The organism is Arthrobacter psychrochitiniphilus (genome assembly GCF_003185915.1).
GTDB lineage: Bacteria > Actinomycetota > Actinomycetes > Actinomycetales > Micrococcaceae > Specibacter > Specibacter psychrochitiniphilus.
In genome coordinates this window covers 87,012-110,571 of sequence record NZ_QHLZ01000007.1, presented here as the reverse complement: position 1 = coordinate 110,571, position 23,560 = coordinate 87,012, and the positions used below count along the sequence as shown (strand labels likewise).

Sequence of the window (23,560 nt, the reverse complement as noted above, 5' to 3'; positions counted from 1 at the left end):
TACTGCGATACGCTGACAAGCATGAACACTTTGCAGCCTGACTGGTCCTGGACAAACACCGCCATAGGCAAGGTTCAAGCCGAAAACAACCGTTCGGCAGACACCCACCTGTACAAGATCGAGCTACCGCAGGCGTGGGGCGTTGACTTGTATGTAAAGGATGAATCCTGCCACCGCACAGGCAGCTTGAAGCACCGCCTGGCCCGTTCGCTATTCCTGTTTGCCCTGGTCAACGGCCAGATCAACCAGGGCACCACGGTGGTGGAGGCCAGCTCCGGCAGCACGGCTGTTTCAGAGGCGTACTTTGCGCAGTTGCTGGGCCTGGACTTTGTGGCCGTCATGACCCGCTCCACCAGCCCGGAAAAAGTTTCCTTGATTGAACAATTCGGCGGACGCTGCCATTTTGTGGACAACGCCGATGAGGTGTATTCGGCGGCCGCCGCCATTGCCGCCGAAACCAACGGTCACTATATGGACCAGTTCACCTATGCTGAACGGGCTACCGACTGGCGCGGCAACAACAACATTGCCGAATCTATTTTCAGCCAGCTCTCCCATGAGCGCCATCCCGAACCGGCGTGGGTTGTTGTGGGCGCCGGCACCGGTGGTACCTCGGCCACCATTGGCCGCTACATCCGCTACCACGGGCACGCTACGCAACTGGCCGTGGTGGATCCGGAAGGTTCGGCCTTTTACCCGGCATGGAAGAGCGGGGACATGGACACCGTGACAGGCACGTCCTCCCGCATTGAAGGGATCGGCCGGCCCAGGGTTGAGCCCAGTTTTGTGCCAGGGGTCATTGACGCCATGTTCCAAATTCCCGACGCCGCCTCCGTGGCCGCCATGAAGCACTTTGAACAGTTCACCGGCATGCACGCCGGACCGTCCACGGGCACTAATTTGTGGGGCGTGTGGCAGGTGGTGGCGGCCATGGTGGCTGCCGGAGAAAAGGGCAGCATTGTCACGCTGATGTGTGACGGCGGTGAACGGTACGCGGGTAGCTACAACAATGCGGCGTGGCTGCGCGAGAAGGATTTGGACCCCGCACCGCACCTACAAGTCATTGAAGACTTCTTCGCCACTGGCCTCTGGAACGGCTAAACCGGCCAGGACGGGCTGGACGGATAAGCGGGCAGGACCGGCTAAACCCTGTACCTCGCAACGCCTAAATGTCCACGGATTGCCCGGCGTGCAAGTGCCGAAATTTCACCCCGTGCAGCCCGCCAATGCGGGCAATGTGCGACTCCGTGAACGCGAGTCCTTGCTCATTGAGCAGGCCGTCGTGGATTTGGAACGCGTGCGGGGCGCGCACCGAGACCACAAAGTCCACCACTTCGGACACCTTCGACCACGGCGCATGGACGGGTACTAACAAGGTGCCCACGCTGACCCCGTCGGGGACTATGAGGGCATCCCCTGGGTGATAGAGATCATCATCAATCAGGTAGCCCACGTTGGCCACCACGGGAATGCTGGGGTGAATGAGGGCGTGCTGTCCGCCAAAGCACTCAACGGCAAAACCGGCGGCCGTGAACCGCTCCCCGGGCGCCGCGTCCATGATCCGGCCCTGCGCCTCTGGCGCCCGCACCCGCAAGTCGCGGGCCACACCGGTCGGAGCGTGAACGCTCAAGTCCGGCAGGGTTGAGAGCGCGTGTGCCAGGGCATCGCCGTCGTAATGGTCCGGATGTTCATGCGTGATCAGGACGGTGTCAGCCCCCGCCAGCGCCGTGGCGGACTCCGAGAAGATCCCCGGGTCAAGCACCAGCACGCGCCCGTCTTGCTCGAGCCGGATACAAGAGTGGGTGTATTTTGTTAGCAACATGCTGTCAGCCTATGCCCGTATCGCCGCCCCGGCCATGGGCGGCGCCACGGGACTTTTCATGCTGGTGCGCTAGGCTGGGTGATTGGAACACGGCCCCTATGAGAGTAAGAGAGCACCATGTCGGATGCCCCGGTGAAGGAGCAGCGCGTCACCAAGCAACGTGTTGCCATCGGCGCAGCATTGGACACTCTGGACGACTTCGTCAGCACGCAAGAACTGCACCGCTTGCTGCATGAACAAGGAACCCGGGTTTCACTCGCTACCACCTACAGGATCCTCGCCTCGATGGCTGAAGAGGGTCTGGTGGACACCTTGCGCAACGGCGAAGGCGAGGCCGTGTATCGGCGTTGTTCCGCCACCAGCCACCACCACCACCTGTTGTGCCGCAACTGCGGGAAAACAGTGGAGGTGCAGGCACCAGAGGTGGAGAGCTGGGCGGCGGCCATCGCCAAAGCCAACGGCTTCACCCAAGTCCAGCACACCGTGGAAATTTACGGTCTGTGCCCGGAGTGCTCAGCCGCGTAAGCCGTTCTGCTGCGCACCCTTTCCCTGTACCACTCTGCCCCGTCCTACCCTGGACGTGCGTACGGAAGATCTCAAATGGTGCGCCACTTTTGAAGTAGCGCACCATTGGGGCCCAAACCGTGTGCAGCTTCAGAGGACCCGGGAAGCTATGCGGCCAAAGCGGGGCGCTGGGACCAACCACGACGGCGCCGCACCGCCCCTGTGGCCCGGCACAGCAAGTAAATCACGAAGGAAAGTGTTGTCACGTAAGGGCTAATGGGGATGCTGCCGCCCAGGGCCAGCATGATTCCACCCACGGTGGAGATCATGGCGAAGGCCACGCTCAGCACAACCACCCTCCGGGGCGCCACCGTGACCTGCAAGGCCGCGGCGGCGGGCGTGATGAGCAGGGCCAAAACCAGTAGGGCACCCACCACTTGGATCGACAGCGCCACGGCAATGCCCAACAGGAACATGAACGCCAACGAGAGTGTGCGCACGGGCACTCCGCGTGCTGTTGCAATGTCAGGATCAATGCTGGCGAATGTCAGCGGCCGCCAAATCAGGGCCAGCCCCACCACCACCACCAGTGCCGTGCCCGCCAAGACGGAGAGCTGAGTTGAATCAACGGAGACAATCTGCCCCGTCAAGAGCCCGAATTTATTGGCGGAGCGGCCCTCATAGAGGGACAGGAACAAGATGCCCAAACCCAGCCCAAATGGCATGATGACGCCAATGACCGAGTTACGCTCCCGGGCCCGGACACCCATGACTCCCAATAACAAGGCGGCCAAAATGGAGCCAACCAAGGATCCAAAAATGACGTCCGCGCCAATCAATAAGGCAAAGGCGGCCCCCGCGAAGGATAATTCGGCAATGCCGTGCACCGCAAACGCCAAATCCCGCATCATGACAAAGGTGCCGATCAGCCCGCCAACCACACCGAGGATGGCACCGGCCAGCAACGTGTCCCGGAACAGCGGCAGCAGTTCGCCATAGTTGGAGAAGTTGAAGACGGCATCAGAAAAATCTGTCCAGTTCATGAAAGTTCCCGTTCCGTCACGGAGCCCAGCGTGTCCAGCGCATGCCCATCCAGGACCGTGTCCGGACCGCCCACCACCACGAGCCGTCCGTCCAGCGCGAGTACCTCAACCCGTGTGCCATACAGCTCCGAGAGCACCTCGCTGCGCATGACTTCCTGCGGTGTTCCGAGCGTGAATTTTCCACCTGCCAGGTACAGCACCCTGTCCACGTGTTCCAGAATGGGGTTGATTTCATGCGTGACGAACACGACGGCGGCCCCGTGATCTTTGGCTTGCCGGCCCACCAAGGCACTGACTTCTTTTTGATGATTCAAATCAAGGGAGAGCAACGGCTCATCACAGAGCAGAATCTTCGGGTTGGCGGCAACGGCCTGGGCAATGCGCAGCCGTTGTTGCTCACCACCGGAAAGCATGCCCACCGGGATATTCCCGTAACTGGTGGCACCCACTTGCTCCAGTAATTCATCCACACGCGCCCGGTAGGACCGGCCGCGGAGACGGAAGCCCCATTTGTCACCGTCAACACCCAAGCCCACCAAATCCCTGGCCCGCAAGGGGGTGTCTGGCGCGAAATTCTTTTGCTGGGGAACGTAGCCAACGGTGCGGTTGCCACGGCGAGCAGGTGCACCATCAAGCATGAGCGTGCCGGAACTAAGCTGGGTCATGCCCAGCAGGGTCTTCAGAAAGCTGGTTTTGCCGCTGCCGTTAGCACCGAGGACGGCGAGAAATTCTCCGGGGGCCACAGTCAGGTTGAGATCTTCCCAGAGAGTTCGCGGCCCGTACGCTAATGTGGCCCGTTTCAGTGTTATGACAGCGGCTTCGCTCACTTGGCGGCCGCTGCTTTTAGTCCTTGTTCCAAGTGGTTAACATTAGCAAGCATCCACTGCAGGTAGGTGGACCCTTCCGGAAGAGTTTCATTGAAGTCCACCACGGGAACACCGGCGGCCACGGCTTCGGCGTTAACCTGTTCGGTCTGTGGGCTTGCGGTTTGTTCGTTGTACGCCAGCAGCGCAACGGTGCCGGAAGAAAGCAGAGTTTTCATCTCCACCAAAGTTGCGGCCGGGACGTCATTGCCGCTTTCTACTGCATCCGTGAATTCATGGGGGGTCTTGTTAGTCAGACCGGCCTGTTCTAGAAGGTACAGCGGCACGGGCTCAGTGATGGCCACGGACTCGCCACCAAAGGTTGTCTTCACCTGGGCCAGGCCATCTGCCACCTCTTTCAGACCGGCTTTAAAATCGTCCGCCTGGGTGGTGAAAGTCTCCGCGTGGGCCGGTAGCACTGCTGAGAAGCGGGCTGCGAGATCATCGGCGAGTTTGATTATGGTGGGTTCGGAATACCAGAGGTGCTCGTTGAAGTCCGCTCCGGTGTCCAATCCTGAGAGCTCGCTGACATTGACAATCTCTCCCGAATCCAGCTGCCCCTTGGCCAGCTGGGCGAAGAAGTCATCGTAGCCACCGCCGTTTTCAATGCCGATCTGCGCCTTGGAGACCGCCAGCTTGTCCTGAGCGTTGGCTTCATACCCGTGGGGATCCGCCGAGGCCTTGGCGATGATGGAATGAACGCTGACGTACTCCCCGCCAATGGCCTGGGCAATATCCCCGTACACATTGGTAGAGGCCACCACCGAGATGGTGCCCTCCGCGGCGGTGGTGGAGACGCCTCCCCCACCACCACAGGCGGCGAGGGTGAGGGAGGCGGCCACTATTGAGCCCACGGCAAGAAATGTGCGCCGACGTGAAGACATAAGGTTCCTTTACGGGATGCTAATGAGAATTGTTACCAATAAGACCAGCATAGCCCATATTAGGAACCGTTCGCATCAAGCTTTTCGTCGCTCGTGGATGTGCGTCTGAGTAGCGTCGCGGATCTCGCCTACCAACTGCTCAATAACATCCTCCAAAAACAGCACGCCCATGGTCTGTTCATGGGCATCGATAACCCTGGCCATGTGTGAGCCGGTGCGCTGCATGGTAGCCATAACATCCTCAATTTCCTCGGTGGCCGCCAGATTCACCATGGAACGCACACGTGCTTCACCGATGGGCATCTGGTAGCGCTCCAAGGGAATCCGCAGCACGTCCTTCAGGTGCAAATAGCCGATCAGCACGCCCGCCTCATCAGCAAAAACGAAGCGTGAGAAGCCTGTTTTACCCACGGCACGTTCAAAGTCCGCGGGGGTGACATTTGCTGGCAACGTGACCAGATCCGCCAAGGGCACCATGATGCTCTGGGCCGTCTGGGACGAGAATTCCAGGGCACCGGTGATCAGACCCGTCTGGTCAACCACCAGCCCACTGCGGGTGGATTCCTCCACGATCGATTGCACTTCTTCCAGCGTGAAGGTAGAGGACACCTCATCCTGGGGTGTGATCCCGAACAACCGCACAATATGGTTGGCAGTCCAGTTCAGCGCCACAATCAGGGGCCGCACCACTTTAGTGACAAGTACCAGCGGCGGTGCCAGCAGCAAGGCCGCCTTATCCGCTGCGGAAACGCTCATGTTCTTCGGCACCATTTCACCGAACGTCACGTGCAGGAAGGTCACAAGCGCCAAGGTAACGATGAAGGCCACCGGTGATGCCACATTGTCCTGGATACCCAGGGCATGCAGTGGTGCGGCCAGCAGGTGATGGATGGCAGGTTCGGAGACGTTCAAGATCAGCAGCGAACACACCGTGATGCCAAGCTGCGAACATGCCAGCATCAGCGAGACGTTTTCCATGGCGCCCAAGGTGATCTTGGCACGCTTGGAACCTGCGTCCGCCAGAGGTTCAATCTGGCTGCGGCGCGCAGTCATGACGGCAAACTCGGCGGCAACAAAAAAGGCGTTACCCAGGAGCAGCACCACCAACCAGGCAATTCCGGCAATGGGGCTCATGCTCGCTCACCGCGTTCCTTTGAGGCTGCACCTTCGGTGGCACCGGGGCCACCTTTGGCGCCGTCGGGACTTGGTGCCGGAAGGAACCGGATCCGGTCAATACGGCGTTGTTCTATCCGATCAACCACCAGAGTCCCTCCCTCCACAGTGACGCTGTCACCGGGGACGGCGATGCGGCCCAGCTCTGCCATCATGAAGCCGCCCACAGTTTCGTAGCCTGACTCGTCTGGAACATTGAGCGGGCCAATGCGCTCAGTGACCTCGTCGGGGCGCATGAGTCCAGGAAAAAGCCAGGTCCCGTCAGCACCGAGCAAAATGCCCGGCTTGATGCGGTCATGCTCGTCGGAAACTTCCCCAACAATTTCCTCCACCAGATCTTCTAGTGTGGTCACGCCGGCAGTGCCACCATATTCATCTTGTACCACGGCCATTTGCAGGTTTCCCTCGCGGAGTTCAAGAATCAAGGCGTCCAGGTGAACAGTTTCCGGCACCCGCAGAACATCAGTCATGATGGCGCCAACTTGGAGCGATTCACGTTTGTGGGAGGGCACGGCAACAGCCTTTTTCAGGTGTACCACGCCCACAATGTTATCTGGCGATTCAGAGATGACAGGGAATCGGGAGAAGCCTGTGCGCCGGGCGGCGTCAATGATCTCCGCCACGGACTGGGTACTTTCAATCGTCTGAACTTGCATGCGCGGTGTCATGACGTCTGCGGCGGTGCGCTCGGAAAAGCTCAGGGTGCGGGCCACAAACGTTGCCGTTCCCTTGTTCAAGGTGCCCATGGCTGCGGAACGGCGCACCAGTGAGGCCAACTCCGACGGCGATCGGGCGCCGGAAATCTCTTCCTTGGCTTCCATGCCGAACACGTTCAGCACCTTGTTGGAGAAGCCGTTCAGGACAATGATGGCGGGCTTGAAAACGGCGGTAAACACCAGTTGCGGCCGGGCCACCAGCTTGCCGATTTCAAGCGACTTGGCAATGGCCATGTTCTTGGGAACCAGTTCGCCAATCAGCATTGACAGGAGCGTGGCGATCAGCATGGCCAGGGCCAACGCTATGCCAGAAACAGCCAGTTCGGGGATGCCCAGCACGCCTAGCGGTCCCTGGAGCAAGGCTCCCAGTGACGGTTCCATCAGGAATCCCGTCAACAAAGTAGTCAAGGTGATACCCAGCTGGCAGCTGGAAAGTTGCGTAGATAGAGACTTCAAACAGCGCAGCAGTGGAACTGCTGCCTTGTCCCCATTGTTCACGGCCCGTTGCACGGTGGATTGGTCCAGCGCAACGAGGGAAAATTCAACGGCAACAAAGAATCCTGTGCTAAGGATTAACAGCAGGCCTGCTGCAAGTAGTAACCATTCCATTTACAGCACCCCCCTAGATGTGACGGACAGCCATGCTGTCCGTTGAGGGGGGTTGACCGCCGGCGGAGGGTGGTCGGCGCTGGGGCCGGCCACTGCGGGGGTGAGGGAACTGTGGTCATGTGTACGGGTTTTGCCGGCATGAGCAACGTGAATACAAGTGGCACCTTCAGTGCCCTGTAAGCCGTTGCGCCGGCCCCTAGATTTACTTTCCATTGGACGTTCAGTCTACCCCAGTGCACACCGGGACTGCTGAGACTTCGGTGTCGAACAGGTGAACAAAAGCCGTGAGTTTGCCGTGAATCTCTAGTGGGGCAAGATTGTGTGTTCGCCCAAAGCATGGAAGTTACGGCCGTGGTAAACCATGGGCACATGGTCTCCATGCGCCGCACCATCTTCGGAGGTGATGATCTCTTGAACGTGCGCCGCCAGCAGTAAGGAGCCGCCGGCCGGGGTACGGCTGATGATCTTGCAGCGCAGCGCGTAGCCACCGTGCAACAGCAGCGGCTCACCTGTCTCCAGCCGGGTCCAGGCCATTGTTCCAGCGAATCGCTCAGCTCCGGAGTTTGCGAAGGTCTTGGCCAACTCTAGATCCCCGGCAGTGAGCAGATGCACCACAACAGAGTCGGCCACGGCGATCGCCGCCGCCGAACCGCTCGAGGCAGCCAATGAGAAGGCCAAAAGCGGCGGGTCTGCGGAAACTGAAGCCACCGACGACGCCGTAATGCCCACTGGCCCCGTCACAGAATCGGCTGTGATGATGGAAACGCCGGCAGGGTGCCCGCCGAAGGCTGCCTTGAAGCCCGCCGTCATGGTTTCTTGCGTTAACGGTGCACCGAGCTGAACGTGATGGGCCTGCACAGTCATAACAAAATTCCTCTCACCGCGTCTTGCCCTCTGGGCCAAGATCCTCAAGTGACTCTAGAACCTCAACCTTAGTTGAGGTCAAGCCGGAGCGCCATGAGGCCCCTCACACCGCTGGACACCGTTGTATTATTCATCCCGATCGATGCCGTCGAACACCCGCGCCCCTGGCCCCAAATCGGCTACCTGATCATCAGGGTTGACGAAGCCGCATTCTGCCAGCGAAAGGCAACCGCAGCCAATGCAGCCACCCAAACTGCCCCGCAGTTTTTGCAGAGCGGCGATGCGGGCGTCCAATTCACTCTGCCAGTGCTCGGACAGGCGCTGCCAATCCTGCTGGGTGGGGACGCCGTGATCAGGGAGTTCGGCAAAGACCCCGCGCACCAGGGACAGCGGAATGCCTGCACGCTGGGCTGCCCGGATGACAGCCACACGGCGCAGCACTGAGCGGGGGTAGCGGCGCTGGTTCCCGGAGGTTCGGGAACTGAAAATAAGCCCCTGCCGCTCATAAAAGTGCAGTGCTGAAACGCTGACGTCACCACGTTGGGCAACTTGGCCCACGCTCAACTGTTCCTGCGCGCGGAGGCTTGCTCCGGCGTCGGACATGTTATTGCCCGTGCACTTGGCGAATGCCGCTCACGGCGCGGTCCAGAATTTCGCTCATGCTCCCACCCACATCAACCACGACGGCGGACTCGTCGGCTTCCAGCGGTTCCAGGGCTTCCAGCTGGGAGGCGAGCAACTTCGGCGGCATGAAGTGCCCGGAGCGGCCCTCAAGCCTTGCACTAAGCACCTCAAGCGTGCCATCGAGGTGCAAGAAAATGGTGTCGGGCGCCTGTTCCCGGATGGCGTCTCTGTAGCGCCGCTTCAGCGCCGAGCAGGCCACCACAATTCCGCTGGCCGTGGTGGCCGCCAATTCGTGGCCCACCAGGTACAACCAGGGCCAGCGGTCATCGTCATCAAGCGGGGTGCCGCCGGCCATCTTGCGGACATTTCCCAGCGGATGCAGCGAATCGGCGTCCACGAAGGGGACATTCAGGGCGTCCGCAACGAGCGTGCCGATGGTGGACTTACCGGCCCCGGAAACACCCATGACCACAATCCGGGTGGCAGACTTTCGGGTAGCAGGCACTGAGATAGCAGGCACTCTGCTGGTGGGTGAAGGTGAAGCATCTTCAGGGGTAGTCATAGCTTCTTGTATACCAAACCTTGGGCCAGAAACCCCGGATGAGCCCACCGGAGCCCAGGTGAGCTGCTCCCCTACCAGCTTTGCTGTAGTGGCCGGCCCTCCTCATAACCAGCCGCGGACTGCACCCCAACAATGGCCCGCTGCCGGAATTCGGCTAGGGAGGACGCACCCGTATAACTAAATGAGCTGCGCAGCCCTGCCGTGATCATGTCCAAGAGATCTTCCACTCCCGGCCGAGCCGGATCCAGATACATCTTGGAAGTAGAGATTCCTTCCTCGAACAATCCCTTGCGGGCGCGTTCAAAGGCGGCGTCCCCCGAGGAACGGTTCGCAACGGCCCGGGCCGAGGCCATGCCAAAACTTTCCTTGAACTGGCGCCCAGTGGCGTCCAGGTGGAGATCCCCCGGGCTCTCATACGTGCCGGCGAACCAAGAGCCAATCATGACCTGGCTGGCACCGGCAGCCAAAGCCAAGGCAACATCACGCGGGTACCTCACACCGCCGTCGGCCCACACGTGGGCACCCAGCTCTGCGGCTGCCGCGGAACATTCCAAAACGGCAGAGAACTGGGGCCGGCCCACAGCCGTCATCATGCGTGTGGTGCACATGGCACCCGGACCAACCCCTACCTTGATGATGTCCGCGCCGGCCTCCACCAAATCGTGCACACCCGCAGCGCTGACCACGTTGCCCGCCACCACCGGAACGGATGGGCCCAGCAGGCGCACACCGCGCAGTGCGGCCAGCATCTTTTCCTGGTGACCATGTGCCGTGTCCACCACCAGGGCGTCCACACCATGGTCCAAAAGAGCCGCGGCCTTCCCGGCAACATCACCGTTGATCCCCACGGCCACACCCAACCGCAAGTGGCCCGAATCATCTTGAGCCGGCCGGTAAATGGTGGAACGCAGCGCCCCTAAACGGGTCAAAACTCCTACAACCTCCCCAGCCCGCAGGACAGGGGCGTAGTCGGCCCCCGCCGAATCAAGGACTGCGAAGGCTGACCGTAGGGCCGCATCCGTCTGCGCCTTCGCGGCAGCAAAATCCAGTTCACCGGCGTCGGCCTGCGTGCGAATCTCGTCAAAGGGTGCGGACTCCAGCGTCAAAACATTTGAGCGCATAACTGAGGCTAGGGAGGCGAATCTATCTGCCCCCTCACAATCGGCACCGCGCACCACACCCATAAAGTCATGACCGTCAACCACCACCACGGCGTTGTGGGAGCGCTTGCCCATGAGGTGCAGGGCGTCAATCACAATGTCACTTGATCTCATCAGCAGAGGTGTTTCAAAAAGCGAATCACGCTGTTTCACCCAGCTGGTGACGGAACGCAGAACATCCAACGGAATGTCCTGGGGCAGGATTGCCATGCCGCCGCGCCGGGCCACGGTTTCAGCCATCCGTTTCCCGGAGACTGCCGTCATATTGGCCACGATCAGTGGAATGGTGGTGCCGGTGCCATCGCCGCTGGACAAGTCCACATCCAGCCGTGATGAGACTGTGGAGCGCGAGGGAACCAAGAAAACATCTGAATAGGTCAGGTCCGTGGTGGGTTGGGTCAGAAAACGCATCTTTCTCCCTGTTTCACGCGTGCCGGTGGTATATGCCCGGGCGGATAGCCGAAGAGCTGCTAGGCAGCGTACGCACAGCGCCCGGCAGCCGCCTCTGAGCTTGGCAGCATCCGCCTCCGAGTCTAGCCACCATGTGAGGCGCCTCACCGCCAGAACGTGCATGTTTTTACGAAGCACCCGGGCGCGCCGCGGCATAGATTGGCCTACAGGCCGTGAATCTTACTAGACTTGCTCGAGGAAGGGATTTCTCGGATCCTGACCATTTACGAATAGGCTTCGCACGTTTGCGCCGTCAACATCCGCCAGATTCGGGTGCTGTCGCCACGCGTATGACTGCACAGCGGGCAACAAGAACTCATGGAAGAGGCGTAATACACGTGCCAGAGCAATCCATCCACCGTCTACCAGAAGAATTTGGCGGCAACGAGTGGCTCGTCGATGAACTGTATGAGCGCTACAAGGGCAACAAGAACTCAGTAGACACCAAGTGGTGGCCACTCTTTGAGGGTTTCGCTGCTGATGATGCGGCCGGCAATGGCCGCCATACTGCCAGCAATTCCGCCCCCATCACCGCCCAGATTCCAGTTGTAGCTGCCCCTGTTGCTGCTGAACCTGCCGCCCCTGCGCCTGCTGCCTCTGCGGCAAACACCGCGGCTGCAAGCACGACGCCGGCCCCCGCCGCCGTTGTTCCGGCAGCTCCCGCCGTGGCCCCCAAGGCGCCGGCTGCCCCGCGTCCGCCGGCTCCGGCCAAGGATGCAGCACGCACGGGAACCACCCCCATCCCGGCCCAGCTGCCCAAGTCCGCCAAGGACGTGTCCGTCCCGTCTGAAGCAGTCAAGACTGTGTTGCGTGGACCGGCCAAGGCCATTGCAGCCAACATGGTCATGAGCCTTGAAGTTCCCACGGCTACCAGCGTGCGCGCCATCCCGGCGAAGTTGCTGATCGATAACCGTGTTGTCATCAATTCCAACCTGGCCCGCGCCCGCGGCGGCAAGGTTTCCTTCACCCACTTGATCGGCTACGCCGTCATCAAGGCGCTGGGCCAATTCCCCTCGATGAACGTCTACTACGACGAAATCGATGGCAAGCCCGTAGCAGTGCAGCCTCCGCACGTGAACTTCGGTATTGCCATTGACATGCCCAAGCCGGATGGCACCCGCCTTCTCATGGTGCCGAACATCAAGAAGGCTGAGACGCTTAACTTCGCCGAGTTCTGGCGTACCTATGAGGACCTCATCAAGCGTGCCCGTGCTGGCAAGCTGACAGCTGATGACCACTCCGGAACCACCGTTTCACTCACCAACCCCGGTGGGATCGGCACCGTGCACTCGGTGCCGCGCCTGTCCAAGGGCCAGGCGGCCATCATCGGCGTCGGCGCTCTCGATTACCCGGCCGAGTACCAGGGTGCCAGCCCCAAGATCATCGCTCGCAACGCCGTATCGAAAATTTTGACGCTGACCAGCACCTATGACCACCGCGTCATCCAGGGTGCCGGTTCGGGCGAATTCTTGAAGAAGGTGCACCAGCTGCTGCTCGGTGCCGAGAACTTCTATGATGAAATCTTCGAATCCCTGCGCATCCCGTACGAGCCTGTGCGCTGGAGTGTGGACCTGCAGGTGGATCCGGCCGACCAGATCAACAAGGTCGCCCGCATCCAGCAGCTCATCCACTCATACCGTGTTCGCGGCCACCTCATGGCCGACACCGACCCCCTGGAATACGTCCAGCGCACGCACCCGGACCTTGATGTGCTGACCTACGGCCTCACCCTCTGGGATCTGGACCGCGAATGGCCCACTGGCGGTTTTGGCGGCAAGTCCAAACTACTGCTGCGTGACATCTTGGGCGTCCTCCGTGACGCTTACTGCCGCACCACTGGCGTGGAATACATGCACATCCAGGAACCTGAACAGCGCGAATGGTTCCAGAACGAGCTGGAGCACCCGTACTCCAAGCCGAGCCGCGAAGAGCAGCTACGCATTGTCTCCAAGCTGAACTCCGCCGAAGCGTTTGAGACGTTCCTGCAGACAAAGTTCGTTGGCCAGAAGCGCTTCTCCCTGGAGGGTGGCGAATCCCTGATTCCGCTGCTTGACTCCATCATTTCCGATGCCGCTGATGACGGGATGGATGAAGTTGCCATTGGCATGGCCCACCGGGGCCGCCTGAACGTGCTCACCAACATTGCCGGCAAGACCTATGCCCAGGTCTTCCGCGAATTTGAGGGCACCCAGGATTCGCGCAGCGTCCAGGGCTCCGGTGACGTCAAGTACCACTTGGGCACGGAAGGAACCTTCACTTCCGACGCCGGCAACGAAACCAAGGTTTACCTGGCTGCAAACCCCTCCCACCTGGAAGCTGTTGACGGCGTCCTGGAAGGAATTGTCCGCGCCAAGCAGGACCGTCTGGACCAGGGCGAGAACTTCCCCGTGCTACCCATCATGGTGCACGGCGACGCCGCCTTCGCGGGTCAGGGTGTTGTTGCTGAAACCCTGAACCTGTCCCAGCTGCGCGGCTACCGCACCGGCGGTACCATCCATATTGTTGTCAACAACCAGGTTGGCTTCACCACGGCCCCGTCTTCATCGCGCTCCTCGGTGTACTCCACCGATGTGGCCAAGATGATCCAGGCACCTGTCTTCCATGTCAATGGAGACGATCCCGAAGCCGTGGTCCGTGCCGCACAGCTGGCCTACCAGTTCCAGCAGCGTTTCCGCAAGGACGTTGTGATTGACCTGGTTTGCTACCGCCGCCGCGGGCACAATGAGGGCGATGACCCCTCGATGACGCAGCCGCTCATGTACAACCTGATCGAAGCCAAACGTTCAGTGCGCCGCTTGTACACGGAAGCGCTGATTGGCCGTGGCGACATCACCGAAGAGGAAGCCACGCAGCTGCTGCGCGACTACCAGGAACGCCTCGAGCGCGTCTTCGCTGAAACGCATGCTGCTCAGACATCCCCGATCCCCATCATCACCAAGGATTCGCAGGCCATTTCGGATCTGGAGCGCCCCACTGCCCAGCAGGCTGACTCCGGTGTCAACGATCCTCAGATCACGGCCATCAGCGCAGACATGCTGGCCCGGATCGGCTCCATCCACACACAGATCCCGGAAGGTTTTGAGATTCACCAGAAGCTCAAGCCGCTCCTGGCTAAGCGTGAGGCAATGTCCCGTGAAGGCGGCATTGACTGGGGCTTTGGTGAACTCAGCGCCTTTGGCTCACTGCTCATGGAAGGCGTCCCTGTCCGCATGGCTGGTCAGGACTCACGCCGAGGCACCTTCGTACAGCGCCACGCAGTGTTCCACGACCGCGCCAATGGCAAGGTCTGGACCCCGTTGCGTGACCTCAGCGAGGATCAGGCACAACTGTGGATCTATGACTCACTCCTGAGTGAATACGCTGCCATGGCCTTTGAATACGGCTACTCTGTGGAGCGCCCGGATGCCTTGGTTGTCTGGGAAGCCCAGTTTGGTGACTTCGTCAACGGCGCCCAGACGGTCATTGATGAATTCATCTCCTCTGCTGAGCAGAAGTGGGGCCAGCGTTCCTCACTGGTACTGATGCTCCCGCACGGCTATGAAGGTCAGGGACCGGACCACTCTTCAGCTCGCATTGAGCGCTTCATGCAGATGTGTGCTGAAGAGAACATGATCGTGGCCAACCCCACCACGCCGGCCTCGCACTTCCACTTGCTGCGTCGCCAGGCGTACCTGCGCCCGCGCAAGCCGCTGATCATCTTCACCCCGAAGCAGCTGTTGCGCCTGAAGGCTGCCGCTTCCCCCGTTGAGGACTTCACCACGGGCGGTTTCCGTCCCGTGATTGGTGAGCATGCAGCGGTGGACAACAACGCCGTGGATCGCGTCATTATGGTCTCGGGCCGCTTGTACTACGATCTGATTGCAGCACGTGAGAAGGCCGCCGACACTAAGGTTGCCATCATCCGTGTTGAGCAGCTTTACCCGCTCCCGCTGGAGGAGATCAAGGCCGAACTGGCCAAGTACCCCAATGCCGATCTGGTCTGGGCACAGGACGAGCCTGCCAACCAGGGTCCTTGGCCGTTCATGGGCCTGAACTTGGCACCGGAGTTGGCGAAGAAACTGAACCGGGTTTCCCGCCCTGCCTCTGCAGCCACAGCTACGGGGTCCGCCAAGACCCACGCGGTGGAGCAAACATTGCTCATCAAGCAGGCTTTCGAGCGTAGTTAGCCCATCCAAGATGCCCGGTCTGCACTATCAGGCCGGGCATCTTTTGTTTAGACTTTCGGATTTTTTACATGAAGGAAAGGGGAGCCGTGGAGAAGCGGGACCTGCGAATTGTAGCTGTCGGGGATGAATTGGTGGCAGGTGTGGGCGATCCCCGCGCGCTGGGCTGGTTGGGCCGGGTTCTGGCAAGGACCCCCTCCGACGATGTTTCAATAGAGCCTTTTGTTTTGGCCTGCCCGCGGGAAGGCACCGAGGCTTTAGCGGGGCGTTGGCTCAACGAGGCCGGGCGCCGCTTTGATGACTTCCATGAGAACCGTCTGGTCATTGGGCTTTCCGGCCGTGACATTGAATATGGGCTATCCACTGCCCGCAGCCGGCTGAACCTGGCGAACATCCTCGACGGCGCCACCCAGCTGAACATCCCCGTGTTCGTGGTGGGGCCACCGCCGTCGCTGGATCCTGCCCTGAACCGCAAGCTGGCGGAGTTGAATACGGCCTTTGCTGATGTCACCACCCGCCGCAAGCACCACTACGTTGATACTTTCACGCCGTTGCAAAATCATGAGCAGTGGCGCAACGACGTAGCCGCCAACGCAGGGGCGCCCGGCCAGGCCGGGTACGGTCTTATGGCTTGGCTGGTGTTGCACCGCGGCTGGTACCAGTGGCTTGATCTTCCCGAAGCCAACTAGGCGCGTACCGAATCATCCGGAGCTTGGCGGCCTCGAAGCACACTAAAAAGTACAGGCACGCACTGAGGGTTTTCCTTCAGTGCGTGCCTGTCATCTGGGACGAAGTTGCCCTCCAGGGGCACTAACTATTCCCGCCGCTCAAGCCGCTGGTGGCGCACTAGGTGAGCCCTGCGCCCATGTTGAATAGATCTTTGCCCGCGGCTCGGGCCAAACTGTGGGCGCTCCGAGCAAACAAGCGGCACTTTTTGCAAAGAGCCTCAAGGACCGTCTCTCCGGGCCAGTGAGCGTAAATTCCTATGAGTTGGGCAGCGAGGCGGTTGCCGGTCCTAAATACCCGGCCGTTGCCGCTACCACGGAAGTTCCCCAGCGCATTGTGGCAGCATTCTGGGGTGTGACGGTCAACGGCGCTTTTGCAAGCATTTATGCGGGCTCGCCCGCCGCAACTACACCCACGGCCAGTCACCCATACTGGCACAGCACCTGCCGGTGGGGTTGAACAGGACCTGGCCCACACCGGTGTGAGCACTGTTTCCTGGTGGCTCGCTGGCGACGCAGCAGCCATGATGCTGGGAGCAGGCACCTCGCCCTTTTACCCGCCGTCGTCACTGAGCAGCCACGCCTGAACCGCCGGTTAGGCGCGGATGTGTCACCTATGAGAAACTTGATTCGGATCGGTTTTGAAGATCTTTTTTCAGATGATTGGAGGCAGCTATGTCGAAGCGTTCACGTAAGCGTCGGGATCGTAAGAGTGGCGGCGCAAACCACGGTAAGCGTCCCAACACGTAAGTCTTGACGTAATAAGTAAAAGCCCGTCCCGCCAACCGGCAGGACGGGCTTTTTCATGCCGCGCCCCAACCCTGTGTGAGCTACGCACCAGCCTATTAATCACGGAAAATACTGTTCTAAAGATAGGCTGGAAATAACGGCGTCTTGCCGCCCTCGAAGGAAGTTGGGAAATGCTCGCGCTGGTTGTCCTGGTCATAGTTCCGTTTGTTTGGTTTGGCATGATCTTCGCCATCTCATTCATAGAAACGCCGCTGAAGTTCAAGGCCCCGGGTATGACTCACGCTTTGGGAGTTGGCATTGGCAGGCTCGTCTTCAAGGTGCTGAACTTGGTGGAGGCGCTCTTGGCAGTAGCCATGGTGGGCGCATGGACGCAAAGACAGGACCTGGTAACTTTGCCGATCGGCATTATATTGGCACTGCCCCTTATTGCCTTGGCCCTACAGGCCCTGGTTCTGCGCCCTGCAATGTCCGCGCGGACCAAGGCACTCTCGGACACGGCCCTGACCCACTCGGGCGGTACCGCGGTGAAGGCCAAAGTCGCCACCATCACGCACATCACCTACATTGCCTCGGAACTTCTCAAGGCCATTGCCCTTCCTCTAGCCGGCGTTCTGCTGCTTCTTGCCGTGGCGGCTTAGGCACCCATGAAACGCACGGCACGCAACTCCGGCAGAACGGCGTCGAACGTGGCAGCCTACAACCCCTCCAGCACGGAAAAATGCGCGGCGGAGCTCCCCGATATCACCACGCGGGAGGACATCTTGATGCTGGTGGAGAGCTTTTATACCAAGGCGTTCGCGGATGCTTCGATCGGGTACATCTTCACCGATGTGGTGCACATGGACCTGCCGCGGCACCTGCCCATCATGGCTGACTTTTGGCAGACAGTGTTGTTCAAGGCCGGGTTGTACAACAGGAATGCCTTGGAGATCCACTTCCATATCCACGCTAAAGAACCGCTGAGCCTGGAGCATTTCAACCGTTGGCTGCAGTTATGGACCGCCACTGTGGACGAGCTCTTTGCTGGCAAGAAAGCCGAAATGGCGAAGGTGCAGGCACATCTGATCGCAGGTTCGCTGCACCGGCGCGTGACGGGCCGGCCGGCCAGTCAGTACAGCACCATCTCCCTGCGTCCTCCGACGCCTGCTGACTAGACGGCTGTCAGCTAAACGGCTGCCCGCTAAACGGCGGCGGGCTTACCTGCATGGAGGCGGGCCAGGATGGCTGCCTTGAGGGTTTCCGGAGCGGCTTCCTTGCAGGAGCGCTTCACCACGGAACGGATGACGCACTCCAGATCGTACTCCTGCGAACAGTCGGTGCAGGCGTCAAGGTGATTTTTGATCTCGGTGAGGTCCTCGCAGGACAGCGCGCCGTCAAGGTATTCGTAGATCCTTGCGATGCGTTCGTCGTCGCAATCGCCCAGGCTTTGGCAGTCGCCCATGGTCATTTCTCCGTCTCAGTTAGTTGCTTGGCGTCCTTGAGGTAACCGCGTTCCACGGCGTAGTCAGCCAACATATCTCGCAATAGTTTTCTTCCCCTGTGTAGCCGTGACATCACGGTGCCAATGGGGGTGTTCATGATCTCTGAGATTTCCTTGTAGGCAAATCCCTCCACATCGGCAAAGTACACGGCCAACCGGAATTCCTCCGGAATGGCTTGCAGTGCGTTCTTCACGTCCGAATCTGGCAGGTGGTCCAGGGCGTCTGCTTCGGCGGAACGCAAACCCGCGGACGTATGCGATTCCGCCCGTGCCAGCTGCCAATCCTCCACGGAATCAGCATTGGATTGCAGCGGCTCACGCTGACGCTTGCGGTACAAGTTGATATAGGTGTTGGTCAGGATCCGGTACAGCCAAGCCTTCAGGTTTGTGCCCGGCTTATATTGGTGGAACGCTGAAAACGCCTTGGTGTAGGCCTCCTGCACCAAATCCTCGGCGTCTGCAGGATTTCGCGCCATGCGCATGGCCGCCGAATATAGCTGGTCAACGTACACCATGGCATCGCGTTCAAAACGGGCGCGCCTTGCTTCAATGGACTCATTGGCAACATCAACACCAGCAACGTCCGTGATAGCCACAGTGGGCGTGCTCACAGTTTCGGTACTGGTGGTTTGCTCAGGCTCGGAAGTGTTCATCACTGATGAGTCTATGCTCAGACGCAGCTCCCCGTCCGTTGCCGCACGCGCCACAGGGCTAAGAGTCTGCATAGCCGCCTTTCCTTCACACGTTTCTTCCGCCTACCCGGCGCTCTCTGGAACCATCTCTAATCATTCAAACTGGGTAACGGCGCGGGATATTCCGCAATGAGCGCATGAGCACTAACACTCGTGGGAGACTTGTACACAGCATGAGCCTTCCGCGGGCTGGCACAGGCCGCCCACGGAAGGCTGACAGCACCACTAAGGAGGCCTCCTTGTCCATTATCCGAGCAATCGCCCGCCCTATGCTCGCGTCGTCGTTTATCTTTTCCGGCTTAGACCGGTTGCGCCACGCAGAGACGACAGCCAAGCAACTCTCACCTGTTTTGGGCCCGCTCAGTGCGGCCCTGCCCCTTGACGTCAGTGAGAAAACTCTCGCCCGGGCACTTGCCGCAGCCCAGGTGGGTGCCGGCGTCCTGCTGGCCGCTGGCAAATTTTCCCGGCCCGCCGCCGTCGTGCTGGCCCTGACGGCGGGGCTGTCCACTGTGGTTGAGTACCGCAATGCGAACACAGACACCAAGGAAAACCGTGCCCACCGGCGCAATCAGCTCTCAAGCAACATTGCCTTGATTGGCGGCGCTCTGCTGGCAAGTATGGATACCGAGGGGCGTCCGGGTCTTGCTTGGCGCACCGAGAAACTGCTTGCGAGCGGCAAAAAGAATGCCAAAACCCAGTTGAAGAATGCGGATAAGCAAGTCCGCGCGCTCGCTCACGATGTGACAGGACAGTAAGAACCCATGACCACCGCCCATTGGCCCGCACCTTTTTCCGCACTGCCTCTGGATGCCACTGTAAGAATTCCGGCTTCCAAATCGCTGACCAACAGGTATCTTGTTCTCGCAGCCATCGCCGAGGGTGAATCCCGTCTGCGCGCACCGCTGCAATCGCGCGATTCGGACCTCATGATCGGCGCGCTGCGTGCCTTGGGTGCCGGCATCTTGGAAGTTCCCGGTAACGGTGATGTCCCGGATCTGGTGGTCACCCCCATTCCTGCCGATTTTTCTGCTCCCGATTCCGGGATTCTGGTGGACTGCGGCCTGGCGGGCACTGTCATGCGTTTTGTCCCTCCGCTGGCCGCACTGGTTTCCGGTGCTGTGAGGTTCAGCGGCGATCCCGCGGCGTTGGTGCGTCCCATGGCTCCGATTGTGGTGGCACTGGAGGGGCTCGGTGTGCGGGTTGACGATGGTGAGGATGGTTTCTTGCCGTTCACTGTTCACGGCACCGGCGCTGTGCACGGCGGCCATGTGCAAGTTGATGCGGGCGGTTCCTCACAGTTCATTTCGGCAATTCTGCTGGTTGCTTCCCGTTTTTCCCAGGGTCTGCACCTTGAGCACATTGGCGAGTCCGTCCCCAGCGTGGACCACATTTCCATGACTGTGGAAATCCTGCGGTCCTTGGGCGTTTCTGTGGATGATTCCACCCCTAATCACTGGTTCGTCAAGCCTGCCAGCATTGCCGGTTTTGACGTGGAACTTGAACAGGACCTCTCCAACGCCGGCCCCTTCCTGGCGGCTGCGCTGGCTACTCGCGGCACCGTCCGTATCCCCAACTGGCCCGCCAACACCACCCAGGTGGGTGATAAGTGGCGTGAAATCCTGCCCCAGTTCGGTGCCACGGTGACACTCGAAAACGGTGTCTTGACAGTTACGGGCGGGGCGCAAATTCGCGGTGTGGACATTTCTGACACATCAGAGCTGGCCCCATCCACGGCAGCCATCTGCGCGTTGGCGTCAACGCCATCGCGCCTTCGCGGGATCTCACACCTGCGTGGGCATGAGACGGACCGGCTGGCCGCCCTGGTTGCCGAGATCAACGCCTTGGGCGGGGATGCTGTGGAAACCGAGGACGGCCTGATCATTACCCCGACACCGCTGCGCGCCGGCGTCTTCCACAGTTACCACGATCACCGGATGGCCACGGCTGGCGCCATCATCGGCTTGGCCGTGCCCGGCGTCGAGGTTGAAAACATTGGCACTACGGCCAAAACTATGCCTGGTTTCCCTGCCATGTGGGCGGATATGGTGGCCCAAACCGCCGAACCGTCCGCTGGCACCGGTAGCACTGCGGCGGTTGAAGCCGGGGTTTAGGGTATGGCACGGGATTACAGCAACTGGGACGAATCCGATGTCCGCGTCCGAGCCAATAAGAGGGGCAGCCGTCCGCGCACCAAGGACCGGCCCGCCCATGAAGATGCCGTCATTGGCCGGATTATCACGGTGGATCGGGGCCGGTACACGGCCATTGTGGATGAGGACCTGCCCAGCCAACGTGTCCTGATCGCGGCCCGTGCCAGGGAACTTCGGCGCAATCCCGTGGTGGCCGGGGACTTTGTCTCTCTCGTGGGAGATACCACCGGCAAGCCTGACACCTTGTCCCGGCTTGTCCGGATCGAGGAACGCCGCACGCTGCTGCGCCGCAGTGCCGATGACACCGATCCTGTGGAGCGGGTGGTGGTGGCCAACGCAGACCAGCTGGTCATTGTGGTGGCCGCGGCAAATCCGGAACCGCGCACTGGCTTCATCGACCGGGCCCTGGTGGCCGCTTATGACTCCGGAATTGCGCCGTTGCTGCTGATCACCAAAACAGACATCAAGGACCCTTCAGAGTTGCTGGCCAACTACGAGCACTTGGACATGACGGTCATCATCAGCCGCACTGCCGCGGACGGCGTCTTCGGCATCGACGCACGCAGCGACGACGGCCACTCCGCGCTCCTATCCGGTGGCGCCGTGGAACAATTGCACGGATATCTCGATGGGAAGGTCAGCGTCCTGGTGGGGCACTCAGGCGTTGGCAAGTCCACCATGGTTAACGCCTTGACAGGTTCGCAGCGGGCCACAGGCGGCGTCAATGCCGTCACAGGCCGCGGCCGTCACACCTCTTCCTCGGCGTTGGCGCTGAAATTGCAAGATGCAGTGCCCGGTTCTTGGATCATTGACACCCCCGGCATCCGCTCCTTTGGTCTGGCCCATGTGGACCCCGACCGCATTATTGCCGCCTTCCCGGATCTGCAACCGGGCACGGAGGATTGTGAGCGCGGCTGCAAACATGACAGCGCCGCCGTCAATTGCTGTGTGGATACCTACGTTGCCGCCGGGCACGCGGGCGCATCGGGGCCGGCACGGCTTGCCTCGCTGCGGCGCCTGCTGGGCACCAGCGACCGTACCGAAGGCCGGGCCGCAGAAAAGGAACTTGGCAGCACGGACTAGCGCGGCCCTGGTGCCGCGCACGGTTGACCCGTCAATGGTGCTCCACTTCAAGAGTGGCGCACCGTTGGCGGACAAATGGTGCGCAGGCCCAGCGGCGTCCTGACGGGTGTTGGGCCTAAACCGCGATAGCGTGAACCCATGACCTTCGCACCCCAGACGTACAACGACGATCTCCGCCTGGCCCATGTCCTTGCTGACAGTGTTGACTCCCTGACCATGTCCCGTTTTAAGGCCTTGGATTTGGCCGTCGAGACCAAGCCGGATCTGAGCCCTGTCACCGACGCCGACAAGGCCGCAGAAGAGTCCATCCGCAGCCAGCTCTCCCGGGTCCGCCCCCGCGACGCAGTCTTGGGTGAGGAGTTCGGCAGCAGTGGCCACGGTTCGCGGCGCTGGGTTATCGATCCCATTGACGGGACCAAGAACTTTGTCCGTGGTGTGCCGGTCTGGGCCACCCTGATCTCTCTAATTGACGACGGCGTCCCCGTAGTCGGCCTTGTTAGTGCCCCTGCGCTGGGCAAGCGTTGGTGGGCGGCCCAAGGAACGGGCGCATACATGGGCAAGTCGCTCGCCGCCGCCACCCGCATCCGAGTCTCTAATGTGGCCGAGCTCAAAGATGCTTCACTCTCATACTCTTCGCTCACGGGCTGGGCCGAACGTGGCAACCGTGATGAGTTCATTTCCTTGACCGACGATGTCTGGCGCACCCGGGCCTATGGCGATTTCTGGTCGTATTGCATGGTGGCTGAGGGCAGTGTTGACATTGCCTGCGAGCCGGAATTGAACCTCTATGATATGGCTGCACTGGTCCCCATTGTGCAGGAAGCCGGCGGCCGTTTCACCTCGCTCGAGGGAGCCGACGGCCCCTTCGGCGGCAACGCCCTGGCCACCAATTCCATCCTCCACACGGAAGTTCTACAACGTCTGAACCCCAATTGGGATGACTTGTTGGGCTGACCCGTTGGACGCATAAAATAATAAAGTACAAGTGAGTTAAGAACGACGGCGGCCTCCCGCCGTCGTTCTTTGTTTCCCCATCCGCGGCCCTCACCCAGGGTGTGCGAAATGAAACGTAATAGATGCACCGGCAGAAATCTTGGGCTACTCTTTTGGGCATAGGTCACGAGTGCCAGCGCTAAACCCCGGTTTGCTGGCCGGCAACCCTCCTTTCGCGGTGGGGTGCCCCGGGTGACGACCTGGCCAAACCTGTTCGGTTCTGGCAAGCGCGGACTTCTTGGCACCCCCA

General features: G+C 60.5%; 24 protein-coding genes and 1 riboswitch. Of the genes, 12 read left to right on the top strand and 12 right to left on the bottom strand.

All coding sequences use genetic code 11. The features are described 5' to 3' along the window. Positions 1-21 precede the first annotated feature (21 nt). Entirely contained in the window at positions 22-1,101 is a 1,080-nt protein-coding gene (locus CVS29_RS12190) for a PLP-dependent cysteine synthase family protein (RefSeq protein ID WP_110106604.1), read from the top strand. 64 nt (positions 1,102-1,165) lie between these two features. Here the strand turns inward: CVS29_RS12190 and CVS29_RS12185 are convergent, their stop codons facing one another. Further along, on the bottom strand, positions 1,166-1,822 hold the full coding sequence (locus CVS29_RS12185; RefSeq protein ID WP_110106603.1) for an MBL fold metallo-hydrolase: 657 nt from the start codon (positions 1,820-1,822) through the stop codon (positions 1,166-1,168). A gap of 117 nt (positions 1,823-1,939) precedes the next feature. On the opposite strand from CVS29_RS12185, the gene CVS29_RS12180 reads away from it, so the two are divergent. Further along, complete coding sequence (locus CVS29_RS12180; RefSeq protein WP_110106602.1) at positions 1,940-2,347, top strand: Fur family transcriptional regulator; 408 nt, start codon at positions 1,940-1,942, stop codon at positions 2,345-2,347. Between the two features lie 146 nt (positions 2,348-2,493). Here the strand turns inward: CVS29_RS12180 and CVS29_RS12175 are convergent, their stop codons facing one another. The 9 genes from CVS29_RS12175 to guaB1 all read right to left on the bottom strand — a co-directional run bounded on the left by CVS29_RS12175 (position 2,494) and on the right by guaB1 (position 11,235). Beyond that, entirely contained in the window at positions 2,494-3,369 is an 876-nt protein-coding gene (locus CVS29_RS12175) for a metal ABC transporter permease (RefSeq protein WP_110106601.1), read from the bottom strand. Further along, complete coding sequence (locus CVS29_RS12170; RefSeq protein ID WP_245932217.1) at positions 3,366-4,196, bottom strand: metal ABC transporter ATP-binding protein; 831 nt, start codon at positions 4,194-4,196, stop codon at positions 3,366-3,368. Before CVS29_RS12170 ends, CVS29_RS12175 begins: the two co-directional genes overlap by 4 nt. After that, positions 4,193-5,116, bottom strand: coding sequence for a metal ABC transporter solute-binding protein, Zn/Mn family (locus CVS29_RS12165; RefSeq protein WP_110106600.1), 924 nt, complete (start codon positions 5,114-5,116; stop codon positions 4,193-4,195). Before CVS29_RS12165 ends, CVS29_RS12170 begins: the two co-directional genes overlap by 4 nt. A gap of 75 nt (positions 5,117-5,191) precedes the next feature. Further along, positions 5,192-6,250: a hemolysin family protein gene (locus CVS29_RS12160; RefSeq protein ID WP_110106599.1), complete on the bottom strand. Its 1,059-nt coding sequence runs from the start codon at positions 6,248-6,250 to the stop codon at positions 5,192-5,194. Further along, positions 6,247-7,614 carry a hemolysin family protein gene (locus tag CVS29_RS12155; RefSeq protein WP_110106598.1) on the bottom strand — a complete coding sequence of 456 codons (1,368 nt, stop codon included), beginning with the start codon at positions 7,612-7,614 and terminating at the stop codon, positions 6,247-6,249. The genes CVS29_RS12160 and CVS29_RS12155 overlap by 4 nt, the downstream gene beginning before the upstream one ends. 303 nt (positions 7,615-7,917) lie before the next feature. Further along, positions 7,918-8,478, bottom strand: coding sequence for a flavin reductase family protein (locus CVS29_RS12150; protein WP_211315129.1), 561 nt, complete (start codon positions 8,476-8,478; stop codon positions 7,918-7,920). A 126-nt stretch (positions 8,479-8,604) separates the two neighbouring features. Beyond that, positions 8,605-9,081: a redox-sensitive transcriptional activator SoxR gene (gene soxR / locus CVS29_RS12145; RefSeq protein WP_110106597.1), complete on the bottom strand. Its 477-nt coding sequence runs from the start codon at positions 9,079-9,081 to the stop codon at positions 8,605-8,607. Position 9,082: 1 nt separating this feature from the next. Continuing rightward, on the bottom strand, positions 9,083-9,664 hold the full coding sequence (locus CVS29_RS12140; protein WP_110106596.1) for a gluconokinase: 582 nt from the start codon (positions 9,662-9,664) through the stop codon (positions 9,083-9,085). A 71-nt stretch (positions 9,665-9,735) separates the two neighbouring features. Beyond that, the gene (gene guaB1, locus CVS29_RS12135) at positions 9,736-11,235 is read right to left on the bottom strand and encodes a GMP reductase (protein WP_110106595.1); all 1,500 of its coding nucleotides are present in this window, start codon (positions 11,233-11,235) and stop codon (positions 9,736-9,738) included. A gap of 377 nt (positions 11,236-11,612) precedes the next feature. Between guaB1 and CVS29_RS12130 the strand changes: the two genes are divergently transcribed. From CVS29_RS12130 to CVS29_RS12110, 6 genes are all read left to right on the top strand, one after another. Further along, the gene (locus tag CVS29_RS12130; RefSeq protein ID WP_110106594.1) at positions 11,613-15,440 is read left to right on the top strand and encodes a multifunctional oxoglutarate decarboxylase/oxoglutarate dehydrogenase thiamine pyrophosphate-binding subunit/dihydrolipoyllysine-residue succinyltransferase subunit; all 3,828 of its coding nucleotides are present in this window, start codon (positions 11,613-11,615) and stop codon (positions 15,438-15,440) included. A gap of 68 nt (positions 15,441-15,508) precedes the next feature. Next, positions 15,509-16,126 carry a GDSL-type esterase/lipase family protein gene (locus CVS29_RS12125; RefSeq protein ID WP_110106593.1) on the top strand — a complete coding sequence of 206 codons (618 nt, stop codon included), beginning with the start codon at positions 15,509-15,511 and terminating at the stop codon, positions 16,124-16,126. A gap of 280 nt (positions 16,127-16,406) precedes the next feature. Further along, the gene (locus tag CVS29_RS12120; protein ID WP_146213047.1) at positions 16,407-16,622 is read left to right on the top strand and encodes a hypothetical protein; all 216 of its coding nucleotides are present in this window, start codon (positions 16,407-16,409) and stop codon (positions 16,620-16,622) included. Positions 16,623-16,837: 215 nt separating this feature from the next. Beyond that, entirely contained in the window at positions 16,838-16,912 is a 75-nt protein-coding gene (locus CVS29_RS19255) for a 50S ribosomal protein bL37 (RefSeq protein WP_373366723.1), read from the top strand. A 170-nt stretch (positions 16,913-17,082) separates the two neighbouring features. Continuing rightward, positions 17,083-17,550, top strand: a complete 468-nt coding sequence (locus tag CVS29_RS12115) for a hypothetical protein (RefSeq protein ID WP_110106591.1) — start codon at positions 17,083-17,085, stop codon at positions 17,548-17,550. Positions 17,551-17,556: 6 nt separating this feature from the next. Then, the gene (locus CVS29_RS12110) at positions 17,557-18,066 is read left to right on the top strand and encodes a group III truncated hemoglobin (RefSeq protein ID WP_211315128.1); all 510 of its coding nucleotides are present in this window, start codon (positions 17,557-17,559) and stop codon (positions 18,064-18,066) included. Positions 18,067-18,092: 26 nt separating this feature from the next. Here the strand turns inward: CVS29_RS12110 and rsrA are convergent, their stop codons facing one another. Both rsrA and CVS29_RS12100 read right to left on the bottom strand, forming a co-directional pair. Then, positions 18,093-18,353, bottom strand: coding sequence for a mycothiol system anti-sigma-R factor (gene rsrA, locus CVS29_RS12105; protein ID WP_110106725.1), 261 nt, complete (start codon positions 18,351-18,353; stop codon positions 18,093-18,095). A 2-nt stretch (positions 18,354-18,355) separates the two neighbouring features. Then, entirely contained in the window at positions 18,356-19,117 is a 762-nt protein-coding gene (locus CVS29_RS12100; RefSeq protein WP_110106590.1) for a sigma-70 family RNA polymerase sigma factor, read from the bottom strand. Positions 19,118-19,323: 206 nt separating this feature from the next. On the opposite strand from CVS29_RS12100, the gene CVS29_RS12095 reads away from it, so the two are divergent. The 4 genes from CVS29_RS12095 to hisN all read left to right on the top strand — a co-directional run bounded on the left by CVS29_RS12095 (position 19,324) and on the right by hisN (position 23,271). Continuing rightward, entirely contained in the window at positions 19,324-19,839 is a 516-nt protein-coding gene (locus CVS29_RS12095) for a DoxX family protein (protein WP_110106724.1), read from the top strand. Between the two features lie 6 nt (positions 19,840-19,845). Further along, a complete protein-coding gene (gene aroA, locus CVS29_RS12090) occupies positions 19,846-21,195 on the top strand; it encodes a 3-phosphoshikimate 1-carboxyvinyltransferase (protein ID WP_110106589.1) in 1,350 nt (449 codons plus the stop codon). A 3-nt stretch (positions 21,196-21,198) separates the two neighbouring features. Further along, complete coding sequence (gene rsgA / locus CVS29_RS12085; RefSeq protein WP_110106588.1) at positions 21,199-22,317, top strand: ribosome small subunit-dependent GTPase A; 1,119 nt, start codon at positions 21,199-21,201, stop codon at positions 22,315-22,317. Between the two features lie 138 nt (positions 22,318-22,455). Beyond that, positions 22,456-23,271: a histidinol-phosphatase gene (gene hisN, locus CVS29_RS12080; RefSeq protein WP_110106587.1), complete on the top strand. Its 816-nt coding sequence runs from the start codon at positions 22,456-22,458 to the stop codon at positions 23,269-23,271. 161 nt (positions 23,272-23,432) lie between these two features. Continuing rightward, a riboswitch (SAM riboswitch) is annotated at positions 23,433-23,546 on the top strand. Positions 23,547-23,560 lie beyond the last annotated feature (14 nt).

Excerpts from the sequence above, each read along its gene's own strand:
- CVS29_RS12190 (WP_110106604.1), top strand. The coding sequence starts at position 22 with ATGAACACTTTGCAGCCTGACTGGTCCTGGACAAACACCGCCATAGGC.
- CVS29_RS12185 (WP_110106603.1), bottom strand. The coding sequence starts at position 1,822 with ATGTTGCTAACAAAATACACCCACTCTTGTATCCGGCTCGAGCAAGAC.
- CVS29_RS12180 (WP_110106602.1), top strand. The coding sequence starts at position 1,940 with ATGTCGGATGCCCCGGTGAAGGAGCAGCGCGTCACCAAGCAACGTGTT.
- CVS29_RS12175 (WP_110106601.1), bottom strand. The coding sequence starts at position 3,369 with ATGAACTGGACAGATTTTTCTGATGCCGTCTTCAACTTCTCCAACTAT.
- CVS29_RS12165 (WP_110106600.1), bottom strand. The coding sequence starts at position 5,116 with ATGTCTTCACGTCGGCGCACATTTCTTGCCGTGGGCTCAATAGTGGCC.
- CVS29_RS12160 (WP_110106599.1), bottom strand. The coding sequence starts at position 6,250 with ATGAGCCCCATTGCCGGAATTGCCTGGTTGGTGGTGCTGCTCCTGGGT.
- CVS29_RS12155 (WP_110106598.1), bottom strand. The coding sequence starts at position 7,614 with ATGGAATGGTTACTACTTGCAGCAGGCCTGCTGTTAATCCTTAGCACA.
- CVS29_RS12150 (WP_211315129.1), bottom strand. The coding sequence starts at position 8,478 with ATGACTGTGCAGGCCCATCACGTTCAGCTCGGTGCACCGTTAACGCAA.
- soxR (WP_110106597.1), bottom strand. The coding sequence starts at position 9,081 with ATGTCCGACGCCGGAGCAAGCCTCCGCGCGCAGGAACAGTTGAGCGTG.
- CVS29_RS12140 (WP_110106596.1), bottom strand. The coding sequence starts at position 9,664 with ATGACTACCCCTGAAGATGCTTCACCTTCACCCACCAGCAGAGTGCCT.
- guaB1 (WP_110106595.1), bottom strand. The coding sequence starts at position 11,235 with ATGCGTTTTCTGACCCAACCCACCACGGACCTGACCTATTCAGATGTT.
- CVS29_RS12125 (WP_110106593.1), top strand. The coding sequence starts at position 15,509 with ATGAAGGAAAGGGGAGCCGTGGAGAAGCGGGACCTGCGAATTGTAGCT.
- CVS29_RS12115 (WP_110106591.1), top strand. The coding sequence starts at position 17,083 with ATGCTCGCGCTGGTTGTCCTGGTCATAGTTCCGTTTGTTTGGTTTGGC.
- CVS29_RS12110 (WP_211315128.1), top strand. The coding sequence starts at position 17,557 with ATGAAACGCACGGCACGCAACTCCGGCAGAACGGCGTCGAACGTGGCA.
- rsrA (WP_110106725.1), bottom strand. The coding sequence starts at position 18,353 with ATGGGCGACTGCCAAAGCCTGGGCGATTGCGACGACGAACGCATCGCA.
- CVS29_RS12100 (WP_110106590.1), bottom strand. The coding sequence starts at position 19,117 with ATGCAGACTCTTAGCCCTGTGGCGCGTGCGGCAACGGACGGGGAGCTG.
- aroA (WP_110106589.1), top strand. The coding sequence starts at position 19,846 with ATGACCACCGCCCATTGGCCCGCACCTTTTTCCGCACTGCCTCTGGAT.
- rsgA (WP_110106588.1), top strand. The coding sequence starts at position 21,199 with ATGGCACGGGATTACAGCAACTGGGACGAATCCGATGTCCGCGTCCGA.
- hisN (WP_110106587.1), top strand. The coding sequence starts at position 22,456 with ATGACCTTCGCACCCCAGACGTACAACGACGATCTCCGCCTGGCCCAT.